This window comes from Natrinema hispanicum (assembly GCF_900111485.1).
GTDB lineage: Archaea > Halobacteriota > Halobacteria > Halobacteriales > Natrialbaceae > Natrinema > Natrinema hispanicum_A.
The window spans coordinates 1-16,508 of the sequence record NZ_FOIC01000011.1 but is presented as its reverse complement, the minus strand read 5'-3'; the positions used below and the strand labels follow the sequence as shown (position 1 = coordinate 16,508).

The window sequence follows — 16,508 nt, the reverse complement described above, 5'->3', positions numbered from 1 at the left end:
ACGTACCAAGGGATCCAGCGCTATTACAGTGACGGCTCCCGTCACGTTTCGAACGGGGGTAACTTGGGCCACGAAATAAACGAGCAACCGCGACGGGTGTGGTGTCCACTCCAGTACGCCCGACCGCCGTTCATCCTCAAACTGCGTGGCATTCACTCACGCAAATTGGACATTCCGGCGCTCGAACCGTGAAATACGACGGATTTCGGCGGCGACGAAACACTACCCTTTTGACCCCGCTGGCGGTAACAGGGTGTATATGGGCCGACGCAAAAAGATCGTCCAAGAGTGTGAACGGCTGATGGACGAACCGGAGAACATCCGGAACATCGCCATCGCCGCTCACGTCGACCACGGTAAAACGACCCTTTCTGACAACCTCCTCGCTGGTGCCGGTATGATCTCCGACGAGACTGCCGGCGAACAGCTCGCGATGGACACGGAAGAAGACGAACAGGAACGTGGGATCACCATCGACGCAGCAAACGTTTCGATGACCCACGAGTATGAGGGCACGAACCACCTCATCAACCTCATCGACACGCCGGGCCACGTTGACTTCGGTGGCGACGTGACGCGTGCGATGCGTGCCGTCGACGGTGCGCTCGTCGTTGTTGACGCCGTCGAAGGGGCAATGCCCCAGACCGAGACGGTGCTCCGTCAGGCGCTTCGTGAGGGTGTCAAGCCGACCCTGTTCATCAACAAGGTCGACCGCCTCATCTCCGAGCTGCAGGAAGGTCCCGAAGAGATGCAGAAGCGACTCCTCGCCGTCATCCAGGACGTCAACGAACTCATCCGTGGGATGACCGAGGACATGGACGACATCGACGACTGGACTGTCTCCGTCGAAGACGGCACCGTCGGCTTCGGCTCCGCACTGTACAAGTGGGGTGTCTCGATGCCCTCGATGCAGCGCACCGGCATGGACTTCGGCGACATCATGGACCTCGAGCGCAACGACAAGCGCCAGGAACTCCACGAGCGCACGCCCCTGTCGGACGTCGTCCTCGACATGGTCTGTGAGCACTTCCCGAACCCTGTCGACGCTCAGCCCCGCCGTATCCCACGCATCTGGCGTGGTGACGACGAATCCGACCTCGCCGAGGAGATGCGCCTTGTCGACGAGAACGGCGACGTCGTCTTCATGGTCACCGACATCGCGATGGACCCACACGCCGGCGAAGTCGCCTCCGGTCGTGTCTTCTCGGGCTCCCTCGAGAAGGGCCAGGAGTTGTATGTCTCGGGCACCGCGGGCAAGAACCGCGTCCAGAGCGTCGGTATCTACATGGGTGGCGAACGCGAGGAAGTCGATCACGTTCCTGCAGGGAACATCGCGGCCGTCACCGGCCTGCGTGACGCGATCGCCGGTTCGACCGTCTCGAGCGTCGAGATGACGCCCTTCGAGTCGATCGAACACATCTCGGAGCCGGTCATTACGAAGAGCGTGGAGGCCCAGACGATGGACGACCTCCCCAAACTCATCGAGACGCTCCGACAGGTCTCGAAAGAGGACCCAACGATCCAGATTACGATCAACGAGGACACTGGCGAGCACCTGATCTCCGGACAGGGTGAACTCCACCTCGAGGTCATCACCCAGCGTATCGAAAAGAACCAGGGCATCCCGGTCAACACCGGTGAGCCAATCGTCGTCTACCGCGAGGCCATCGACCGTGCAAGCGACGAGGTTGAAGGCATCTCGCCAAACCGTCACAACCGCTTCTACATCTCCGTCGAGCCGCTCAGCGAGGAGATCGTCGAGACGATCCGGATGGGAGAGGCGTCGATGAACATGCCCGAACTCGAGCGCCGTGAATCGCTTCAGGAAGCCGGCATGGACAAAGAAGACTCCCAAGTCGTCGAGCACATCCACGGCACGAACATCCTGCTCGACCAGACGAAAGGTATCCAGCACCTGAACGAGACGATGGAGCTGTTCATCGAGGGACTCGAGGAAGCCCTCGACAACGGTCCGCTCGCCAACGAGCCGGTCCAGGGGACGCTCATCCGTCTGCACGACGCCAAGCTCCACGAGGACACCATCCACCGTGGCCCGGCACAGGTCATCCCCGCAACCCGCGAGGCTGTCCACAAGTCGCTGATCGACGGCCAGATCAAGATGATGGAGCCGATGCAGGACGTTCGTATCGACGTGCCAAACGACCACATGGGCGCTGCCTCCGGCGAGATTCAGGGTCGCCGTGGCCGCGTCGACGACATGTACCAGGAAGGTGACCTCATGGTCGTCGAGGGTATCGCACCTGTCGACGAGATGATCGGCTTCGCGAGCGACATCCGCTCTGCGACCGAGGGTCGTGCCTCCTGGAACACCGAAAACGCCGGCTTCGAGTTCATGTCTGACTCCCTCCAGCGTGAGAAGATCATGGAGATCCGAGAGCGCAAGGGCATGAAGCTCGAACTGCCGCCAAGCATCGACTACATCTAACGACCTTTTTTAACCGGGTCCTCGAACGGCCTGCGGCCGCGCTCGAACCCGGCCAAAAATCTCGACCAAAAAACACTGGAAGAGCTACGCTCTTCCAAGCCCTCGTTCACTGCGTTCACGAGGAAGCCACTTGCGTCTTCGACGCTCGCGGTACACTCGAGGCAATTCTGCCGCGGGTGAAACTGAAGAAGCGTAAAGCGCAGCGGAATGATTGAAACTCGCTCGAGAAGCGCTCGGAAACGAGTTACCGACGGTTTTGAACCCCGTCTACTCCCGTTCGCCTGCACCGAGTGCCGACTCGCCGACCTTCTCGTGGCCCTCAATGACTTCCTTCCCGCCCATGTACGGCTGCAGGGGCTCGGGGATGGTTACCGTGCCGTCCTCGTTCTGGTAGTACTCGAGGATCGCGACCATCACTCGGGGGATCGCGAGTCCGGAGGCGTTCAGGGTGTGGAGGTAGTCGGCCGATTCGTGGCGCTCGGGCCGGTAGCGCAGGCCGGCGCGCCGTGCCTGGAAGTCCTCGAAGTTCGACGCCGAGGAGACCTCGAGCCAGCGCCCGCCCTGTTCGGGACCGTCGTCCATGTCGTCGCCGGGGGCCCAGACCTCGATGTCGTAGGTTTTCGCGGAGGCAAAGGTCAGGTCGCCGGTACAGAGCTCGAGAATGCGGTAGGGAAGCCCGAGGCGCTTGAGGACTTCTTCGGCCTCGCCGAGCAGTTCCTCGAGGCGGTCGTAGCTGTCCTCGGGTTCGACGAAGTTGACGAGTTCGACCTTGTTGAACTGGTGGACGCGGACGATGCCGCGGGTTTCGGTACCGTGTTCGCCGGCTTCGCGCCGGAAGTTGGGCGTGTACGCCTGGTGTTTCAGCGGGAGATCGTCGTCCAGGAGGATCTCGTTGGCGTACATGTTGGTGACTGGCACCTCCGCGGTGGGACAGAGCCAGAGATCCTCGTCGTCGTATTCTTCCTCGTTGCTGCCGCCCAGTCGGTAGGCGTCGTCGGCGAACTTCGGCAGTTGGCCGGTGCCACGCATCGAGGTGCTCTTGACCGGAACTGGCGGGAAGACGTCGACGTAGCCCTGCTCGCGGTGGATGTCCATCATAAACTGGATCAGGGCGTGTTCCAGTTGCGCGCCCTCGCCTTTGAGGAAATAAAAGCCCGAGCCGGTCGTCTTGGCGGCGCGTTCCTCGTCGATGATGTCCAGGTCTTCGCCGAGGTCGTAGTGGGGGGTGATCTCGTCGGGCAGCTCACGCAGGTCGTCGAAGCCCCAGCGCCGGTCCTCGACGTTGTGGCGCTCGTCAAGTCCCAGCGGGACGCTCTCGTCGGGGACCTGTGGAATCTCGAGGATGCGTTCTCGGAGTTCGTCCTCGAGTTCGACGCCTTCTTCCTCGACCTCTTCGATCTCGGCTTTGAGTTCCCGCGAGCGCTTGATGGCTTCCTCGCGCTCTTCCTCTTTGCCGTCGGCGACGAGCTTGCCGATTTTCTTGGTGATCTGGTTGCGCTCGTGGCGCAGGTCGTCACCGCGTGCTTTCAGCTCGCGCCAGCGTTCGTCGAGTTCGAGGAACTCGTCGAGATCGACATCGGCCCCGCGGTTCTCGAGGGCGTCGCGCACCTCGTCCGTGTTCTCGCGTAGATAGGTCCGGTCGAGCATTGGTCTTGCCAGTGCGTTCTTTGTGCCCGGGCAAAACCGTGTCGGAAGGCTGCGTCTTCCGAGCGCCTGCGACGGGAGCGGGAAACGTTTTTTTCGTCGGCGGGCCGACTCTCGAGACATGGACCCGCTCGAGGGCGAGACGACGTCAGCGTCGGTCGAGTACGAGCCCGTCAGCGTCAAAGACGTACTCGTGGAGATGAAAGACACTGCCGAGCTGTTGATCGATCTCTCGTACTCGGCGGTCCTCCACCGGAGCGAGGAACTCGCCACCGAGGTCCTCCGGCTCGAAGAGCGCATGGACGTCCTCGAGCTACGCGCGCGGATGAGTCTCCTGATGGCTGCACGGAAGCCGGCCGATGCCGAACAGCTCGCTCCCGTGTTGGGGATCGTTGGCGCGGCCGATGGGATCAGCGACGCTGCTGGCGATATTGCCAAAATCGTCCTCGAGGACATGGGACTACCCGAGGCGATGCGGGCGGCGCTGCCGGAGGCAGCGGGCACGCTGGTTCGGGGCGTCGTTGACCCGAACTCGCCGTATACGGGCCGGACGCTCAAGGACATCGACCTCGAGTCCGAGACGGGCGTCCGCGCGATCGCGCTTCGGCGTGGCACGGACTGGCTGCTCAATCCTGGGCCGAACACGCGCGTCGAGGCCGACGACGTGGCGTTGTTGCGCGGCCCTGACTCGTCGATCGGCGACGTTTACGAGACGTTGACCGGCGAGAGCTACGAGGCACCGACCGTCGAGGCACCTGATATCGACGATCTCGAGCGGGCCGTCGATACGATCATCCACATGAAAGATTTCTCCGAGCTGGCAGTCGACCTGGCGTACAGCAGCGTGCTGTTCGACAGCGAGGAACTCGCCGAGGAGGTCCGCAATCTCGAGGTCGAGGTCGACGCGATGCAGTCGCGGTTCGAGGCCTGGACGCTTCGGGCGGCCGCCGACGCGAGCGATCCGGTCGTCTTGCGGGGGCTGATTCAGCTTGGCAACTCGACGGAGCGGATCAGCGATAGCGCGATCGAGATCAGCGAGGGCGTCCTGCGCGATATCGACGTCCACCCAGTCGTGCAGTTGGCCGTTCAGGAGAGCGACGAGATCATCACCCGCGTTGTGGTCGATCCGGACAGCGACCTCGACGACACCGCAGTAACCGCCGGCGTGCCCGATGCCGACTCGATGATGTCAGTGATCGCCATCCGCCGACCTGGCGAGGGGTGGCTGCTGGTCGCCGACGCCGACGCCGAGTTACGCGGCGGCGACGTGCTGATCTCGAAGGGGACCCGAACGGCCGCAGCCGACTTCCGCGAACTCGCGACCGCGTAACGTTGATTCGGGTTCCGCTCGTCATTTAAGTGCCTCTGGTCACAAGGTAGAGCTATGACGGGAGGTCGTCCGTTCTCGCGTATTCTCACTCCTTAGCACAGCAGCCGTCTTCGCTGCGGTCTCGACACTCGAGCGTGGCTGTGATCGCTCGGCTATTTACGATTCAGTTCAGGACGACGATCGCGACCCCCGAGAGGACGACTACGCCGAGGATGTCACAGAGGTTCGTAACCACTGGGATCGTGGTGTCGTCCGGATCGAGGCCCCGCGTGTAGGAGACGTAGGTCGCAGCGAGGCTCAGCCCGATCGCGATCACCGCCAGGGACATGCCACTGCTGATCGAGATGAGCAGCAACTCGCTGAGCGCCATCGGCTCGGCGATGAGCTGGCCGACTACCCAGGCGGCGACGCCAAGTGCCGAAAAGACAGTCGCCGCCAGCCCCAGAATCGCCAGCACGTTCGTCCACAGCACCTCGTCGCGAACGTCGAACTCGAGGACGCCAAGGTGAAGCCGCGTCGAGAGCCGCGAGGAGAGGATCGCGCCGAGATTCCCGCCCATCCCGATCATCACGGGGACGAGCACCAGCAGGGTCGGGTTCCCGAGGTAGGTCGCCTGCAGCTTTTCGAGGACGTAACCCGATCCCATCTCGAGCATCGAGAGGCCGATCAGAATGGGAAACATCGTCCCGACGATGTGGCTGATCGTCCAGGTATCGAGCGCGTCATCAGCGTCGGCGGCCGCCATCAGAAGATCACCTCGGCGACCGTGAGTGCGATAAAGAGAAAGACCACGCCGAAGAAATCACCGAGCGTGGTGACGATCGGGCCGATCAGGTTGTCCGGATCGAGGCCGTACTCGTAGCTTGCAAACACTAGCGTCAGCAAGCCGAAAATCAGTGTTGTCGACGTGAACACGCCCGAAACGACCATGATCGAAATGAGTTCGATGAGTCGTGCCGATTCTCGCCCCAATACTTGCAAGATCCCCCATGAAAGGACGGCAATGAATACCGAAACGCCGATTCCGTTAATAAAGGAGGCGGCGACGGCGTTGACCAGCCGTCGATCCCACGAGAATTCGGGGTCGATCATCCCCTGATGGAGGCCACTCGAAATCCGCGCACCGAGTGCGCCGTAGACGTTCCCGCGGGTCGCGAGGAACGCGGGTAGCAACAACAGCATGCCGGGAAAGCGCTCGAACCCCTCCGTCATCCCCTCGGAACCGAGCACCGATCCCGCGAAGATGCCGCCAGCAAGACTGACCACGAGGATCGGCAGCGACTCGCGGTAGATGCGCCACGCGGATTGGCGACCCTCCATAGCGGCGAATGACGTAGTCCGAACATAAACCTACCGCGGGTCGAACGTGAGCGAACCGCTCGAGTCCGTGTGGATTGCTAGCAGTCCTGAACGAACGCGAATGTGTTTTGACGCGAGCGAGCGGCGACGCGTCCTCACATCACAGCGACGAACGCCCACGCAAGCCCGATCGCCGCGAGCGAACACGCTAGATTGGCGACGGCGTTGGCGATCGCGCGGGCACGGTCACCGCGTTCGTACAGTCGGACGGTTTCGACCGAAAACGACGAAAAGGTCGTAAACGAGCCACAGATTCCGGTGCCGACCAGTTGCAGTGTCGACTCGCCTGCGCCCGCGAGCACCACGAGTCCGAGGGCGAAACTGCCGATGACGTTGACGGCGAACGTCGACAGCGGGAACTGGCTGCTCGGGACGCGACTCGAGACCTGCTGGCCGACCCAGTAGCGAAGCAGCGCACCGATCGCCCCACCGGTGCCGACGATATGAGCCGGATCGAGATCGACGGTGACGAGACTGCCGGCGAGTGCGTCCGCAACGATCGTCGGACTTCCGCTCACGGCGTCTCACCGCCGGTCGGTCGCGGCGTGTCGAGTCGCCGGGCGAGCGCGCGTCCCGCGAGGACCCCGGCGAATCCGAGCCCGTAGTTGGCGGTGACGATTCCGCCGATCGCGAGCGGGCCCGCCGCGAACGCGGTCTGGAGTGCGAACGTGCTGTAGGTCGTCAGTGAGGAAAGAAAGCCAGTCGCGAAGACGGTCCGCGTCCGCGAGCCGATGTGACCCGTATACTCGGCTTCGTAGACCAGAAAGCCAAGCACCGCACTTCCGACGGCGTTGACGAGGACGATCGACGGCACGTCCGCGAACAGATCCATCGCGAACAGCCGGAGGTTCGAGCCGGCGAAGCCGCCGACGGCGATCAGTGCGAGCGTCTCGAGTCGAACGAGGGGATGATCGGCTGCCATAGCGAGGTGTGTGGCAGGGACCGTCAGCCGACCGCCGCTCGGCGCGTGCTGGCAGCGACGCCAGACACGAACCGGCGCGTATCGCCCGGCAGTTGGATCAGGCGGGCCCCATCGCCCAGTTGTCTCGTCTCTCTTTGTTGCCCCTCAATGAGGATTCCGAAAGCCAGCCGGCGGCTCCCGACCAGTTCGAAAACCGGAACGAAAAAGGCCAAGGTTAGACTGCCTCTAAATCGAGCTATGGCCGAAGACGGTACCACCGACGGCGGGCGAAACGGGTTCGCGCGAGCGTCGTGGGTGAACGTCCTCGGGAACGTCGCCAAGATCGTCGCCGAGGGGGCGGCGGGCTATGCCTTTGGCAGCGTTGCCTTGCTGGCGGACGCGGCTCACTCGGTGGCCGATCTCGTCGCCAGCGTCGTCGTGCTCGTTTGGGGACGAAGCGCGTTCGACGAACCCGACGAGACGCATCCACACGGTCACGATCGAATCGAACCGCTGACCGCGCTGTTCGTCGGTGCCGTCATCGCGCTGCTCGGGCTGAACCTGCTCTACCGATCGCTCGAGGGGATCATCTCCGGAACCAGCGTCGAGTTCAGTCCGTTGTTGCTCGCGGCGCTCGTGCTCTCGATTGTGGATATGTATCTCGTCTACCGCTACACCGTCCGGGTCAACGAGCGGCTTGAGTCGACCGCGCTCACCGCGCTCGCGGTGGACTGTCTGAACGACATCTATACGTCGATCGCCGCGATCATCGGCGTGCTGGGCGTGTTGGTCGGTGTCCCGCTGCTCGACCCTCTCGCCGGCGGGCTGGTCAGTCTGCTGGTTGTCTATCAGGGCGTCGAGATCGGCAAAGAAAACGTCGAGTACCTCATCGGTGCTGCCCCCTGTCCCGAAAAGCGCGCGGAGATCACCCGTGCGCTGCGGTGTCACCCGGCCGTCCAGGGCATCCACGACCTGACCGTCTTCTACGACGGGACCGTCCTCGAGGTCGAAGTCCACGCCGAGGTCGACGGCGACATACCGTTCCGGGAGGCTCACGATGTCGAATCGGAGCTTGTCACCCGGCTGCGCAGGATCGACGATGTCGGTGATGCACACGTTCACCTCGATCCCTCCGGGATCGGCGAGTGGAAGGAGTCGATCGACGACGACTGAGACACGGTTGGCTCGAGCCCCGCGTCGATCGCCGATTGGCCGCGACGCGAGCTTTTATACTATGTGACGACAGGCTACCCGGTATGGAAGTCGGAGACGTCCGCGAGGTCACGACTGGAGACTGTTCGGAGCTCTACTATCTCGATACGGGGATGTACGACACGAACGAGTACGGTGCCGTCTACATCATCGACGACGACCGTCCCGCCGTCGTCGACACCGGCATCGGCACCAACTACGAGCTGGTCCGTGAGGCACTTGCCGAGGTCGGCATCGGTCAGGACGACCTCGAGGTCATCGCACTCACCCACATCCACCTCGACCATGCCGGTGGCGCGGGCTTTCTCGCCGCCGACTATCCGAACGCCGACGTCTACGTCCACCCCATCGGGACCGATCATATGGCCGACCCCTCGCGACTGGTCGCGGGGACGAAAGCAGCCGTCGGCGAGCAGTGGCAATACTACGTCGAACCAGAACCCATTCCGGACGAGCGGATCGTCGAAATCGAAGACGGTGACGTCATCGACCTCGGCACCCACGAACTGCGCGTTCACGCGGCACCGGGCCACGCGCCACATCAGGTGGTCTTCGAGGACCCCGACAACGACGCGGTCTTCGTCGCCGACGCCGCCGGGATCTGGGTGCCCGAACTCGAGGAAATCCGGGTGACATCGCCACCCTCGAACTTCGACTTCGAGCAGTGTCTCGCGGACCTCGAGACGCTCGAGGCGCTCGATCCCGACGTGCTCTGCTATCCCCACTTTGGCCCCCGATTCGTCGGCGACGACGTCGAGGCGGCTCTCGAGGAGTACGCGACCGTCCTCGAGGAGTGGGTCGACGCGGTCGCACAGAAACGAGACGAACTCGCGGACGACGAGGCGGTCATCGAGCATTTCGCCGCGACGACCGACATGGCCGATGTCTGGGGCGAAGAGAAAGCCAGCGAGGAGGCCAAACTGAACACCCGTGGTGTTCTGGGCTATCTCGAGCACCGGGAGTAATCGTCGCCGCAGTGGGCGGGGTGGGTTGCACCGTCTCGAGTGACGCTGTCGAATCGATTCCTGCCGGTTAGTGAATAAACGTGTCAACACCTGTCACCAGTTTCATCACGTTTTATCACCATGGGTGATATTCCCACGCGGTATGGGCTGGCGGGACGCCGAACGAGAGTACGTGGACGCGGTCATCGGAGACACCCCGCTCGGGCAGCTGTTCGAAGACGCCGCCGCGCGCAACGCGAATCGGCCGGCACAGCAGTACAAAGGCGGTGTCTACGAACGATCGCTGACTGGCTCTGCATTGCCCGCTGCGACACCCGGCGAGTTCCGCCCGATCTCGTATGCCGAGATGCGTACGATCGTCCGCCGGCTCTCGGCCGGCTTTCGCACGCTTGGCGTCGAGCGCGACGATCGGATCGCCATCTTCTCGGCAACGCGCATGGAGTGGGCACAGTCGGATTTCGCCCTGCTGTCGGCTGGCGCAGTCGTCACGACCGTCTACACGGGGTCCTCGTCCGATCAGGTTCGCTACCTGCTCGATGACCCCGACGCCGACGGCGTCGTCGTCGAGAACGAAACTCTGCTCGAGCGAGTTCTCGCCGTCGAGGACGATCTCGACCTCGAGTTTCTCGTCTCGATCGACGCCCTCGAGGGCTACGACGACCGCGACGACATCCTGACGCTCGGAGAGGTCTACGACCGCGGCGAGGAGACCTTCGACCGCGAGGCCTACGAGACACGGCTCGCGGAGACAAGCCTCGATGACCTGGCGAGTCTGATCTACACCAGCGGGACGACGGGCCAGCCCAAAGGCGTCCAGCTCACCCACGGGAACTTCCGGGCGAACGTCAACGGAGTTCGGAAACGCTTCGGGCCACGACCGGACAAAGCCGACGACGTGCCGACGCTCGACGAGGAGTCGGTAGCCGTGTCGTACCTCCCGCTGGCACACGTCTTCGAGCGAACTGCCGGCCACTTCGTGCCGTTTGCAAGCGGTGCCTGTGTCGCCTACGCGGAGCGTCCGGACACGCTCCAGGAGGATTTCAGCGCCGTCGAACCGTCGATGGCGACGAGCGTTCCCCGCGTCTACGAGACGATCTACGACGCCATTCGCGATGAGGCGAGCGACTCGAGCGCCAAAGCGCGCCTGTTCGAGTGGGCGACCGACATCGGCGTTGCACACCAACAGGCCGACTCACCGGGACCGCTTCTGAGTGCCAAACAGACGATCGCCGACAAACTGGTCTTCTCGTCGGTTCGGGACGCACTCGGTGGCAACCTCGAGTTGCTGATCAGCGGCGGCGGCAGCCTCTCGGCGGAGCTCTGTCGGCTCTATCACGCGATGGGACTGCCCATCTACGAGGGCTACGGATTGACCGAGACCGCGCCGGTCGTCTCGACGAACCCACCGGAAGCCGTACAAATCGGGACGATCGGATCGCCGCTGTCGAACGTCGAAGTGCGCGTCGACGAGACCGTCGTCGATCAGGCGGCGTTTGCGGACGATCCCGGCACAGTCGGCGAACTCCTCGTGTGCGGGCCAAACGTCACGCAGGGCTACTGGAACGACCCTGCCGCGACACGGCGTGCGTTTACCGATGACGCTCCCGAGCGGGGCACAGCACTCGAGTCAACGAACCGCTCGAGCGGACAGCCCTCTCGGGACGACGACGCTGCCGGAAAGCCAGCCGACGCGTCCACCGGTCGGTGGTTCCGAACCGGTGACGTAATCCACATCCGCCCAGACGGCTACCTCGAGTTTCGCGATCGACTCAAACAGCTCATCGTCCTCTCGACGGGGAAAAACGTCGCTCCTGGGCCGCTCGAGGACGCCTTCGCCGCCAGTGAGGTCGTCGACCAGGCGATGGTCGTCGGCGACGGCGAGAAGTTCGTCGGGGCGTTACTGGTGCCGAACGAGGCACACATTCGGTCGTGGGCCGAGCGGGAGGGGATCGAACTGCCGACAGATTCTCAGGCGATGTGTGACGACGAGCGCGTTCGCGCATACGTCCAACGGGAGGTCGATCGGATCAACGAGGATTTTCAGGCACACGAGACGATCAAGCAATTCGAACTCGTCCCCCGGGAGTTCACCGAGGAAAACGATATGCTCACGCCGACGATGAAAAAGAAACGCCGGGTCATCATGGACCGGTTCGAGGACCGAATCGACCGACTGTACGCGAGTGCGTGACCGGCTGCCGTCGCGCGATCGGCTGCCGTCCGGCACTCGGCGACTGGCTCGCCGTATCTGTGTTCCACCGTGTCTCACAGGAGTTATCCTATTCGAGTGTCTTCGTTGAAACGAATGGATAGCGCTGACGTATCGGTCTCCCGACTGGCCGCGGCCCGGCAACAAGAGCCATGAGTGCGGCTGGTGGCGGTAACCTGCTCGTTCTCGTCGCCGTTATCGTCGGACTCGGCGTCGTTTCACAGCTCCTCTCAGCGAAGTTTCGAGTGCCGAGTGTCCTCTTTCTTATCGTCGCTGGCGTCGCCATCGGTCCAGAGGGGCTCGGCGTCCTGTCGGTCGAGTCGTTCGGCGGGGGCAGCGGGCTCTCGACGATCGTCGGACTGAGCGTCGCGATCATCGTTTTCGAGGGTGCGTTCCACCTCAAGATCAGCAAGATCAGGAAAGCACCAGCAGCCGTGTTACGACTGACGACGATCGGCGCGGCGATCGCGCTTGTGGGGACCGCCGCCTCGGTTCGCTTTTTCCTCGAGGCCCAGTGGGATATCGCACTGCTGATCGGCGCACTGCTGGTCGCGACCGGGCCGACGGTCGTCACGCCGATCCTGAAAGTCGTTCCCGTCCGCGATCGGGTCGCAGCGACCCTCGAGACAGAGGGGATCGTCAACGACGTGACGGCGGCGATCCTGGCGGTTGTGCTGTTCAAGGCGATGACCGTCCGGGAGCTCACTCCCGATATCTATCTCCAGTTGTTCGCCGAGCGATTGGGAACGGGCCTGCTCGTCGGCGTCGTGATCGCGACGATCGTCTGGGCACTGCTGCAGTACGTCGATCTCTCTCCCGATAACGCGCCACAGAACGCGCGGTTGCTCACGCTCGCGGGGGCGATCGTCGCCTTCGGTGCGGCTGACTACGTCTTCTCCGAGGCGGGCGTTGCGGCCGCGGCGACGGCCGGGCTCATGCTCGGCAACGCCAACCTCCCCTACGAGGAGGACATCGAGGCGTTCAAAGGCGACATCACCCTCCTCGTCCTTTCGTTCGTCTTTATTACGCTCGCTGCGTTGCTCGAGTTCGAGCAGCTGTTCGCGCTCGGACTCGGCGGTGTGGCTGTCGTCGTCGCCGTGATGTTCGTCCTGCGGCCGCTACTGGTTTTCCTCTCGACTCGAGGAGATCGGTTTACGTTCCGTGAGACGCTCTTTATGAGCTTCGTCGGACCACGCGGGATCATTCCCGCCTCGGTCGCGACGCTGTTTGCGATCCGACTGCAGACCCCCGAAGCCCCGACGAACCCGGCCGGTGCGGATCTGCTCGTCGGGACGGTCTTTCTTGTCATCCTCGTGACGGTCGTCTTGGAGGGTGGGTTTGCCAGACAGATCGCAGAACAACTCGACGTGATACCAATGCGTGTACTCATCATCGGCGGCGGCCGTGTCGGTCGCTCGCTGGCAGAACGACTCGAAGCGCGCGGTGAAAACGTGGTCCTGATCGAAGACGATCGGTCGACCCTCAAAGAACTTCGCAACGACGGCTTTACTGCTCGCGAGGGCGACGGGACCGACATCGACGTGTTGCAGGGGGCAGGTGCGGAGAACGCACGCACCGTCATTGCAGCGACCGGCAACGACGACGTCAACCTCCTCGTGGCACAGCTCGCCCGGTCGAAATTCGACGTCGAGACGGTTATCGCCCGGGCGAACAACCCCTCGAACGTCGACGCCTTCGAAGAACTCGACGTCGAGACGATCTCGGCTGCCGAGTCGACTGCGTGGGCGATCGACAACGTGATCGAACGTCCCGCGCTCTCGAACTGGATGTCCGAACTCGGTCGGTCGGGCGACGTTCAGGAGATCGAAGTCACCGACGAGAACCTCGTCGGAAAACGGGTCGTCGATGTCGGGGACCAACTCCCCAGCGGCGTCCTCATCGCACTTGTGAGCCGGAACGGGACCAACGAGGTTCCGTCAGCCGACGTCGAACTGCAGAAAGGCGATCACATCACGCTCATCGGCCGGACCGACGCGGTCCGTGAGGCCATCGAGCAGTGTGGCAAACCCGTCTAATCGCACTCGAGGGCGAACGAAGGGGTGATCAGGCTGCTGTCACTGGCCCCCGATGCACTCGCAGACGGGGGGTGTGTCGGTATTCACCGACGGAGTCAGTCTGACGACCTGCATAACCGACACCGTTTTGCACCCGTATCCACCAGTGTGGTAGTATGAACCACTCACGGGGCCCATTGTGTTCGATCGACGTGGGCGAACGCACGGCTGAGTCCGTCCCGATCGACGACATCCTCGAGTCATCGATCGGCGGCCGGGCACTCGGGACGCGACTCGCCCACGACCGGATCCCGTTCGATGCCGATCCACTGGGGCCGGACAATCGGCTCTACTTCGCAACGGGGCCACTCCAGCACTCGACGATGAGCTTTACCGGCCGGATGTCGGCGACCGGCGTCTCGCCGCTGACCGACGGGCTGCTCTCGTCGAACGCCGGTGGCTTCCTCTCGCGGAACTTCACCGGGACGGGCTACAGCGCCGTCGAGATTACCGGCGCGAGCGATGAGCTCGTGATCGTCCACGTCAGAGACGAGGTCGACGAGTCACACTCGTCGGGCAGTGAGACGGCGTCTCGCCCGCGTGTCGAGTTCGAACCGGTCCCCGAGCTCGCCGAGGCGACCGTCCCCGAAACCTGTGCGTACATCGAAGACGAACACGGCCTCGGCTCGGAGCACACCGTCGTCATCGGGCCAGCCGGCGAGAACAAGGTGCGGTTCGCCTCGATCATGACCTCCGAAGAGCGCGCGTTCGGGCGCGGTGGGCTCGGCGCGGTGCTGGGCGCGAAAGGCGTCAAGGCGATCACGTTCGACGGCGACTCGACCCGCGAGGTCGAGCTTCCGCCGCTGCAGATGGAGATCCACGGCGAGGCCGCCCAGTCCGAGAACCCGATGAAAGCCCAGGGAACTACCTCGGTCACGGAGTACGCGAACATGGTCGAAGCCCTGCCGACCCGATACTTTTCGGAGCGTTCCTTCGAGGGAATCGAGGGCGTCAGCGGCGACCGCGTCGAGGAAAAAAAGTACAAGAAAGGCACCTGCTCGTCGTGTGCCTTTGCCTGCAAACTGCCGACCAGAGACGAGGAGTCGGGTCTCGAGACCGAGGGCCCCGAGTACGAGACGCTGATGGCCTTCGGCCCGAACTCGGGCGTCGACGACATCGTCGACGTGATGCAATCGAACAAGCTGTGTGACGAACTCGGGCTCGACACGATTTCCGCGGGCGACACCGTCGCAGCCTACCTCGACAGCGTTGACGAGTTCGGCAACGCCGCGTTGATCCACGACCTCGTCGAGAAAATCGCCTACCGCGAGGGCGTCGGCGACCTGCTCGCGGAGGGTATCGATCGGGTTCACGACGAGTTAGGCGTCGAGAACTGGACCGCCAAGGGCATGGAGTTCCCCGCCCACGACGGCCGCACCCTGAACGGGCAGGGGCTGGCCTTCGCGACCTCGAATCGCGGTGCTGACCACATGTACGCCGAGTTCTACCCCTACGAGTACCCGCTGGTCGACGCCGACGACGCCTTCGACAAAGCCGGACTCGAGGGCAAACCGCCGAAAATCGTCGAACTCGAGAACCTGAACGTGATCAAAGACAGCGCCGTTCTCTGTAAGTTCTCGCGGAATTTCATCACCGAGGCCCGCCTCGAGACGTTACTCGATGTCGACTACGACGAGTTGCTCGCGATCGGCGGCGAGATCGTCTCGCTCGAGCGCCACTTCAACAACCAGCGCGGCTTCGACCGCGAGGACGACACGGTGCCTTACGAGATTCCGGACTTCGAGCAGGGCCTCGAGGAGTACTACGACGAACGCGGCTGGAACGACGACGGGACGGTCCCCGACGCGGTACTCGAGGGGAGTCACGGCGTGGTGGCCGACGACTGATCCCGCCGCGTTCGCGCGTTTGGGGTACCCGGTTCACCTGTCGATTTGGGAGTCGTCGCTGTCGTCCTCGAGGTCGTCTGCCGTGAGCCGGTTGTCACCGCGAGACGGCAGCGAGGTGTCGTCGGCCCGCGAGGGGTGGATGTTGAAATTGTTGTCCCGGTAGGGATCGCTCTCGGGATCGTAGGACAACTCACTGCGCTCGAAGATGTAGATGAAAAAGCCGATCACCGGGATGAAAAAGGTCAGTGCCGCCCACTTCTTCGGTGGCTCGAGGCCAACCCGCCCGGCGTCGTAGTAGGCGACGGCGGTCAGGCCCAGATGCCAGACGAGCGGGATCCCCACGAGTATCGCCAGCAACAGCCGTTGCATACGCGTGCTGATGCGCTCGAGCTACCTAAATCGCCGGTTGCCCGATCGCGCATCTCAGTTGACCTCGAACTCGATCGCCGCACCCTGTCGCAACCACCTTTTGTCTCGCTCGTCACTCCGTTCCTCACTCGCAAAATCTGGACCAAAATTC

At 63.2% G+C, this 16,508-nt stretch carries 13 protein-coding genes; 7 read left to right on the top strand and 6 right to left on the bottom strand.

The annotated features are described in order from the left end of the window. Nucleotides 1-259: 259 nt before the first annotated feature. Nucleotides 260-2,446, top strand: a complete 2,187-nt coding sequence (locus BSG09_RS11420; protein ID WP_092933210.1) for an elongation factor EF-2 — start codon at nucleotides 260-262, stop codon at nucleotides 2,444-2,446. A gap of 267 nt (nucleotides 2,447-2,713) precedes the next feature. On the opposite strand, the gene serS is transcribed toward BSG09_RS11420, so the two are convergent. After that, a complete protein-coding gene (gene serS / locus BSG09_RS11415; protein ID WP_092933208.1) occupies nucleotides 2,714-4,093 on the bottom strand; it encodes a serine--tRNA ligase in 1,380 nt (459 codons plus the stop codon). Nucleotides 4,094-4,211: 118 nt separating this feature from the next. Here serS and BSG09_RS11410 point away from each other — a divergent pair, with 118 nt between their 5' ends. Next, complete coding sequence (locus BSG09_RS11410) at nucleotides 4,212-5,420, top strand: potassium channel family protein (protein ID WP_092933206.1); 1,209 nt, start codon at nucleotides 4,212-4,214, stop codon at nucleotides 5,418-5,420. Nucleotides 5,421-5,583: 163 nt separating this feature from the next. Here BSG09_RS11410 and BSG09_RS11405 read toward each other — a convergent pair whose 3' ends face one another. The 4 genes from BSG09_RS11405 to BSG09_RS11390 all read right to left on the bottom strand — a co-directional run bounded on the left by BSG09_RS11405 (nucleotide 5,584) and on the right by BSG09_RS11390 (nucleotide 7,701). After that, complete coding sequence (locus BSG09_RS11405) at nucleotides 5,584-6,165, bottom strand: magnesium transporter (RefSeq protein WP_092933204.1); 582 nt, start codon at nucleotides 6,163-6,165, stop codon at nucleotides 5,584-5,586. Continuing rightward, nucleotides 6,165-6,740: a magnesium transporter gene (locus tag BSG09_RS11400; protein ID WP_092933202.1), complete on the bottom strand. Its 576-nt coding sequence runs from the start codon at nucleotides 6,738-6,740 to the stop codon at nucleotides 6,165-6,167. Before BSG09_RS11400 ends, BSG09_RS11405 begins: the two co-directional genes overlap by 1 nt. Before the next feature lie 134 nt (nucleotides 6,741-6,874). Then, the gene (crcB, locus tag BSG09_RS11395) at nucleotides 6,875-7,297 is read right to left on the bottom strand and encodes a fluoride efflux transporter CrcB (protein ID WP_092933200.1); all 423 of its coding nucleotides are present in this window, start codon (nucleotides 7,295-7,297) and stop codon (nucleotides 6,875-6,877) included. Further along, the gene (locus tag BSG09_RS11390) at nucleotides 7,294-7,701 is read right to left on the bottom strand and encodes a CrcB family protein (protein ID WP_092933198.1); all 408 of its coding nucleotides are present in this window, start codon (nucleotides 7,699-7,701) and stop codon (nucleotides 7,294-7,296) included. The genes crcB and BSG09_RS11390 overlap by 4 nt, the downstream gene beginning before the upstream one ends. 237 nt (nucleotides 7,702-7,938) lie before the next feature. Here BSG09_RS11390 and BSG09_RS11385 point away from each other — a divergent pair, with 237 nt between their 5' ends. The 5 genes from BSG09_RS11385 to BSG09_RS11365 all read left to right on the top strand — a co-directional run bounded on the left by BSG09_RS11385 (nucleotide 7,939) and on the right by BSG09_RS11365 (nucleotide 15,988). Next, a complete protein-coding gene (locus tag BSG09_RS11385) occupies nucleotides 7,939-8,853 on the top strand; it encodes a cation diffusion facilitator family transporter (RefSeq protein ID WP_092933196.1) in 915 nt (304 codons plus the stop codon). A gap of 83 nt (nucleotides 8,854-8,936) precedes the next feature. Continuing rightward, nucleotides 8,937-9,857, top strand: coding sequence for an MBL fold metallo-hydrolase (locus tag BSG09_RS11380; protein WP_092933194.1), 921 nt, complete (start codon nucleotides 8,937-8,939; stop codon nucleotides 9,855-9,857). Nucleotides 9,858-9,999: 142 nt separating this feature from the next. Further along, nucleotides 10,000-12,048: an AMP-dependent synthetase/ligase gene (locus tag BSG09_RS11375; RefSeq protein WP_092933192.1), complete on the top strand. Its 2,049-nt coding sequence runs from the start codon at nucleotides 10,000-10,002 to the stop codon at nucleotides 12,046-12,048. Between the two features lie 170 nt (nucleotides 12,049-12,218). Continuing rightward, nucleotides 12,219-14,102, top strand: a complete 1,884-nt coding sequence (locus BSG09_RS11370; RefSeq protein ID WP_092933190.1) for a cation:proton antiporter domain-containing protein — start codon at nucleotides 12,219-12,221, stop codon at nucleotides 14,100-14,102. Between the two features lie 155 nt (nucleotides 14,103-14,257). Beyond that, nucleotides 14,258-15,988, top strand: coding sequence for an aldehyde ferredoxin oxidoreductase family protein (locus BSG09_RS11365; RefSeq protein WP_092933188.1), 1,731 nt, complete (start codon nucleotides 14,258-14,260; stop codon nucleotides 15,986-15,988). A 33-nt stretch (nucleotides 15,989-16,021) separates the two neighbouring features. Here the strand turns inward: BSG09_RS11365 and BSG09_RS11360 are convergent, their stop codons facing one another. Next, nucleotides 16,022-16,357, bottom strand: a complete 336-nt coding sequence (locus tag BSG09_RS11360; protein WP_092933186.1) for a hypothetical protein — start codon at nucleotides 16,355-16,357, stop codon at nucleotides 16,022-16,024. Nucleotides 16,358-16,508 lie beyond the last annotated feature (151 nt).

Excerpts from the sequence above, each read along its gene's own strand:
- BSG09_RS11420 (WP_092933210.1), top strand. The coding sequence starts at position 260 with ATGGGCCGACGCAAAAAGATCGTCCAAGAGTGTGAACGGCTGATGGAC.
- serS (WP_092933208.1), bottom strand. The coding sequence starts at position 4,093 with ATGCTCGACCGGACCTATCTACGCGAGAACACGGACGAGGTGCGCGAC.
- BSG09_RS11410 (WP_092933206.1), top strand. The coding sequence starts at position 4,212 with ATGGACCCGCTCGAGGGCGAGACGACGTCAGCGTCGGTCGAGTACGAG.
- BSG09_RS11405 (WP_092933204.1), bottom strand. The coding sequence starts at position 6,165 with ATGGCGGCCGCCGACGCTGATGACGCGCTCGATACCTGGACGATCAGC.
- BSG09_RS11400 (WP_092933202.1), bottom strand. The coding sequence starts at position 6,740 with ATGGAGGGTCGCCAATCCGCGTGGCGCATCTACCGCGAGTCGCTGCCG.
- BSG09_RS11390 (WP_092933198.1), bottom strand. The coding sequence starts at position 7,701 with ATGGCAGCCGATCATCCCCTCGTTCGACTCGAGACGCTCGCACTGATC.
- BSG09_RS11385 (WP_092933196.1), top strand. The coding sequence starts at position 7,939 with ATGGCCGAAGACGGTACCACCGACGGCGGGCGAAACGGGTTCGCGCGA.
- BSG09_RS11380 (WP_092933194.1), top strand. The coding sequence starts at position 8,937 with ATGGAAGTCGGAGACGTCCGCGAGGTCACGACTGGAGACTGTTCGGAG.
- BSG09_RS11375 (WP_092933192.1), top strand. The coding sequence starts at position 10,000 with ATGGGCTGGCGGGACGCCGAACGAGAGTACGTGGACGCGGTCATCGGA.
- BSG09_RS11370 (WP_092933190.1), top strand. The coding sequence starts at position 12,219 with ATGAGTGCGGCTGGTGGCGGTAACCTGCTCGTTCTCGTCGCCGTTATC.
- BSG09_RS11365 (WP_092933188.1), top strand. The coding sequence starts at position 14,258 with ATGAACCACTCACGGGGCCCATTGTGTTCGATCGACGTGGGCGAACGC.
- BSG09_RS11360 (WP_092933186.1), bottom strand. The coding sequence starts at position 16,357 with ATGCAACGGCTGTTGCTGGCGATACTCGTGGGGATCCCGCTCGTCTGG.